The organism is Mesorhizobium sp. M7A.F.Ca.CA.001.08.2.1, assembly GCF_003998455.1.
Taxonomy (GTDB): Bacteria; Pseudomonadota; Alphaproteobacteria; order Rhizobiales; family Rhizobiaceae; genus Mesorhizobium; species Mesorhizobium ciceri.
Genome location: NZ_RZPW01000475.1, coordinates 1 through 4,965, shown reverse-complemented (window position 1 = coordinate 4,965; position 4,965 = coordinate 1). Strand labels below are relative to the sequence as shown.

At 56.9% G+C, this 4,965-nt stretch carries 4 protein-coding genes and 1 pseudogene; 2 read left to right on the top strand and 3 right to left on the bottom strand.

Annotated elements, in window-relative coordinates; all coding sequences use genetic code 11:
* Positions 1 to 324 precede the first annotated feature (324 nt).
* Together radC and EN914_RS24085 are read left to right on the top strand one after the other, a co-directional pair.
* Positions 325 to 1,085: pseudogene (gene radC / locus EN914_RS24090) on the top strand (DNA repair protein RadC).
* A gap of 110 nt (positions 1,086 to 1,195) precedes the next feature.
* A complete protein-coding gene (locus tag EN914_RS24085) occupies positions 1,196 to 1,972 on the top strand; it encodes a glutamine amidotransferase (RefSeq protein ID WP_013532007.1) in 777 nt (258 codons plus the stop codon).
* Between the two features lie 119 nt (positions 1,973 to 2,091).
* Here EN914_RS24085 and EN914_RS24080 read toward each other — a convergent pair whose 3' ends face one another.
* The 3 genes from EN914_RS24080 to EN914_RS24070 form a co-directional block, all read right to left on the bottom strand.
* Positions 2,092 to 2,616 (bottom strand): hypothetical protein, encoded by a 525-nt coding sequence (locus EN914_RS24080; protein ID WP_013532008.1) that lies wholly within the window; start codon positions 2,614 to 2,616, stop codon positions 2,092 to 2,094.
* Positions 2,617 to 2,790: 174 nt separating this feature from the next.
* Complete coding sequence (locus EN914_RS24075) at positions 2,791 to 3,276, bottom strand: hypothetical protein (protein ID WP_127219231.1); 486 nt, start codon at positions 3,274 to 3,276, stop codon at positions 2,791 to 2,793.
* A complete protein-coding gene (locus EN914_RS24070; RefSeq protein ID WP_127389312.1) occupies positions 3,276 to 4,643 on the bottom strand; it encodes an HD domain-containing protein in 1,368 nt (455 codons plus the stop codon). The genes EN914_RS24075 and EN914_RS24070 overlap by 1 nt, the downstream gene beginning before the upstream one ends.
* Between the last annotated feature and the right edge of the window lie 322 nt (positions 4,644 to 4,965).

Genomic DNA, 4,965 nt, shown 5'->3' with positions numbered 1-4,965 from the left:
GGCTGAAAGCAGGATTGCCATGACCGCAAGAGATGCCCGGCCGGCAAATAGTCCAGAGTCAATTTTGGCGAACATGCGTGCTCCAGTATAGCGAGGCAAAGAGCCTCCGGTGGCGTCACCATGTCAGGTGAAAGTGGCCGCATGCGTTAAGTGATGTTAAGTTTTGTTGCGCAATCGTGGTTTCATCTTGCCGTATAGGGAGGCCATAGGCTGACAGCGGGCTGCCACGATCTGCCGTGGATCGTCTCGCGATCGGAGAACGGAACTGTTTCAATCCAGGCCAGCACAGCTCTAATGTCTGTGCCGGAGCAATGTGGGCGGGGTATGGGGAACACAAGCGACGATGACGAGCGGAGTTTCTTCTCCGAAGCGCCGATGCGGCCTGCTGCGAAAGCCAAGGCGACGCTCGACGAAAAGCCGCATTACCTCGGCCATCGCGACCGCTTGCGCGAGCGCTTTGCCCTGGCGGGTCCGGACGCCCTGCCCGATTACGAACTTCTGGAACTTCTGCTCTTTCGCCTGATCCCTCGTGCCGACACCAAACCGGCGGCCAAGGCGCTGCTGGCACGCTTCGGCACGCTGGCCGAAGTGCTTGGCGCCCCGGTGGGCCTGCTGCAGGAGGTCAAGGGCATCGGCCCTGCAGTGGCACTCGACCTGAAAATCCTCGCCGCAACGGCGCAGCGCATGGCACGCGGCGAGGTCCACGGCCGCGAGATCCTCTCGTCCTGGCAGCAGCTCCTCGACTATTGCCGCTCAGCAATGGCCTTCGAGGCGCGCGAGCAGTTCCGCATCCTGTTCCTCGACAAAAAGAACGCGCTGATCGCCGACGAGGTGCAGCAGACGGGTACTGTCGACCACACGCCTGTCTACCCGCGAGAAGTGATCAAGCGGGCGCTCGAACTCTCGGCGACTGCCATTATCCTGGTCCACAATCACCCGTCAGGCGACCCGACGCCATCGCGCGCCGACATCGAGATGACGAAGGAGATCATCGACGCGGGCAAGCGGCTGGGCATCGCGGTGCACGACCACATCATCATCGGGCGGAAGGATATGCCAGCATGAAGGGCCTGCTGCTGATCTGAGATGGCAGGGCCGGCGCCAACGCCGGCCGACGCCGACCACGCGATCCCAGAGATCGGGGCGGGCGAAACCGGCTAGAACAAGCGACTGGCGGAATCAGGAGAGTATGATCATGGCGAAGACAAAAGTACTTCTTGTCGGCGAAAGCTGGGTGAGTTCGGCGACCCACTACAAGGGGTTCGACCAGTTCGGCAGCGTCACCTTCCATCTCGGGGCAACGCCCCTGGTCGACGCCTTGAAGGACAGCGAATTCGATCTCGACTACATGCCCGCTCATGAGGCCGTCGAGAAGCTGCCTTTCACCATGGAAGGGCTGTCGCAATACAGGACGATCATCCTGTCCGACATTGGCGCAAACTCGCTGCTGCTTCATCCCGATGTCTGGCTGCACGGCAAGACAGTGCCGAACCGGCTCAAGCTCCTGCGCGACTGGACGCTGGCCGGCGGCGGCCTGATCATGATCGGCGGTTACTTCAGCTTCCAAGGCATTGACGGCAAGGCGCGCTGGCATCGCACGGCGGTCGAGGAGGCGCTGCCGGTGACCTGCCTTCCCAATGATGACCGGCTCGAAATTCCGGAGGGCTTTCGTCCCGAGATCACTGGTTCAAGAGACCATCCGCTTTTTGCCGGCATTGAGGGCGAATGGCCGCTGCTGCTCGGCGCCAACGAGGTCGTCGCCCGCGATCGCGACGATGTCGAGGTTCTGGCGCGGCTGCCGCAGGACCAGGGCGGCCATCCCCTGCTGGTCACCGGGCGTCACGGCGAAGGGCGCACGCTGGTCTGGACGTCGGACATCGGACCGCACTGGCTGCCGAACAGTTTTGTCGAATGGCCCGGCTATGCACGGCTTTGGACCAACGTGCTCCGCTGGGTCAGCAACGCCGTTTGAAGATGTCGCCCCAAAGTGCGTTTTTGGGGCAACGACATGTATGAGAACAAAGGTTTGAAGCCGATCAGCATCACCGGGAACGGCGAGCTCGGCCGTTGCCGCCTTCGCCTCACGGTCGTTCACGGCGGATCGGTGTTGCAGTTTCCGGCAACCTGGCTGACCGCTTCGCCGAACCCGGCGAGGTCGAAATCGGCCTCGCCGCGCCCCGCCAGCAGCCCGAACCGCCACGAAAGCTGGAGCCGGTTCGCGGCGACAAGGCGCCTGATGCCGTCGGCGCCATCGCGCACCAGCATCCGGCCGCGCGGCCCGACCGACCAGCTTTCGTCGAACTTGCTCTCCTGATCGACCGTAATCGACATGGTGATCTTGCGGCTGGCCGAAACAGCGTCGTTCAGTTGCAGCCATTCAGTCCAATGCGGCTCGCCGTTTGCCCGGCAGGCAATCGTCAGGATCGGGCTGTAGCTCAAGGCACCGCCGCCGGTGATCAGTTTGTTGGTGGCGTAGAGCGAGGCCGTCACGAGGCCGTCTTCACTCGTGCCGAAGCGCCAGTTGTCAGGCACCGTGCCGGCCTGGGCAATGCCGCAGACCGAGATAAGGATCAGCGCGATTGCCGAAGCGTGTCCCAATTCGACGAACAGTCTCAACACGCCCTCCAACAACCAAGCGGCTTGCAATAGAAGCGCAGATAATGATCAAAGCTTGGTCGCCACAGGCCGTCGCTCGCGAAGCATGGCGGCTGTTGCAGTTTGGCAACGAAAAAGGCCGCCTCGAGGGCGGCCTGAAAGCGCTATAAATTATCGAAGGTCATAATTGCACGTCTAGAGCCCTTGGAGATCTGAGAGCAACTTTTTGGCTTTCTCTATACGTTCAGGCGTCGCCTTCGATGACTTCCTGACGGCAGTCTCTGACCAAGCATCCAAGCCATAGCCAGCGCTCTCCAAAAAGTCTGCAGTCGCAGCAAGCTCTAGTGAAATTGGATCATACCCGGCGAGAATTTTCAGGGCGTGCTTTCGCGAAGCATCCAGTGGATCGCGTTCATCTTTCAAAAGCGACTGAAACACCGAATACAATTGAGACCTAGTTCCGACGCGCTTATCGTGATTTACGAATCCAAGCGCCACAGAATCCTGAGCAGAGATAGTCAGCTCCTCACTGTACGGTCCATAGTGATAGTATTGAAAGTCATAACCAAATCCGATGCCAAGGCGCTCAAGAAAATAGAAGGTTTTTTGGAGTCGGGTTTTTCCAACTAGTTCGCCTCCATTAAGATTCAATATCTTTGCTATATCTGTGGAGTTTGTCATCATCCCACTCCCATCGCGATTTGTTTCACTTTTTTCAGTGCATTAGCATTACCGGCATAGACGCGGTACACCGTACGCTTTTGTAATGCGCTAACTACATCCGACAATTCGGCCAAATCCTGATAAGGGCCGCCTGGTGACCCACGTATAAGGACCTTTGAGAGGGCCTCAGGCGTATCGTACCCACGCCTCTTGTAAGGATCCCTAGCTGGGGAATCCTCAAAAATTTCGAGATATCCAAAACCATCTGCTTTTTTTGCCTCAGATAGGGCGGCTCGAAATTTAGCTACCGACGCCTCTCCACCCCGACCCTTAAAATATTCGGTCACATCAAAGGCTTTATACAGGTCCCTTCGAAGAAGCCTGGACGCCAAATGTTTTATGTGGTCGTCAGACGCGCGCACCATAAGCGGCAAACTGCCCCACACAACCGAGTCGTCAAGGGTCAGATAATTCCTGAGGGTCGAATCGACCAAGAACTCAGTAATCGGATGAGCCGAGTCGAGACCGGTCGCTGCGACATTTCCATCCAAAATCAACTCTCCCAGCCGGACCAAAAGGGCGGTTAGAATTTTTTCTGCCGATCTGGTCGCCTTGTGGAAATATACAGCAAAATACATATGAAACAAACCAAGAACATACGCTTCGGCTGCCTGAAATGCCTTATTCCCAAGCACCAAACTATCGATATTCGCGTAATCCTCACCATCCGTCGAGAACGGCACCTGGTCGACCTCGAGATTGGCGAGCAACCAGAAATAGTCAAAACTTCCATGACTGACACCGGTCATAAGCCGGTCTCGACGAAGATAGTCGAGGCGGTCAGCATCGAATTGGCTCGAAACGATTCCCGAATAGATGTCGGTCGGCGTTTCCTGCAGCAGCAAAGTGGCAACAGCCTCTCTTGCCTCTTTGCCCATTCCCTTTTCGATGCGTCTGCCGATGTCCGTATTCTCACGAATGATGTCAGCGGTCCAAATCTCATGCCGCTTTTCGACCTTCTGGTCCCGTGCCTTTGCAATCTTCTTCATTGCGTCTTCAAACGCATGGCTAAACGGCCCATGACCCAAGTCATGCACCAACGCAGCGGCAAGAGCGATTTTTTCGCGATCTTCATCGAAGTCTCTACCAAGAAATTTCCTGACCCGGCCTGATAGCTCTCGAGCGGTATGGAACACACCTAAGCTGTGAGCCAGCCTCGTGTGCGTGGCTCCTGGATAAACAAGCTCAGAAAATCCAAGTTGTTTAATCCTCCTAAGCCGCTGCATTTCTTCGGAATTAACTGCATCCCAAAGCGCTTGCTCAAACGCGGTTTCAGAGAATTCAATGAGATCGTGTAGGGGATCTCCCATCCTTTTTGGGTTCACCTTGTCGCCCGAATCGTTTCCCCTCTCCAAAATAACACAAAGACAACAAAATCTGACTTTGACTCAGCCACCCAGCTTCTCATCAGAAATTTATCTGCTGGGTCACGGTCACACCATCTGATCTTCTCAAAATCAGGCGGTGTGGATTCGAAACGCGGGCTCGGGCCTCTGTTGCATGCAACAAACCTCGCAACGAAAAAGGCCGCCTCGAGGGCGGCCTCAGGCTGCTGACAAACCCCTGGCATTTGCCGGGGGTTTTTGATTCACTGGGTCATGTTGAAGCGACCCGCCCCTGAACAGACCGCGCTCGAGATGGTAACGC

Excerpts from the sequence above, each read along its gene's own strand:
- EN914_RS24085 (WP_013532007.1), top strand. The coding sequence starts at position 1,196 with ATGGCGAAGACAAAAGTACTTCTTGTCGGCGAAAGCTGGGTGAGTTCG.
- EN914_RS24075 (WP_127219231.1), bottom strand. The coding sequence starts at position 3,276 with ATGACAAACTCCACAGATATAGCAAAGATATTGAATCTTAATGGAGGC.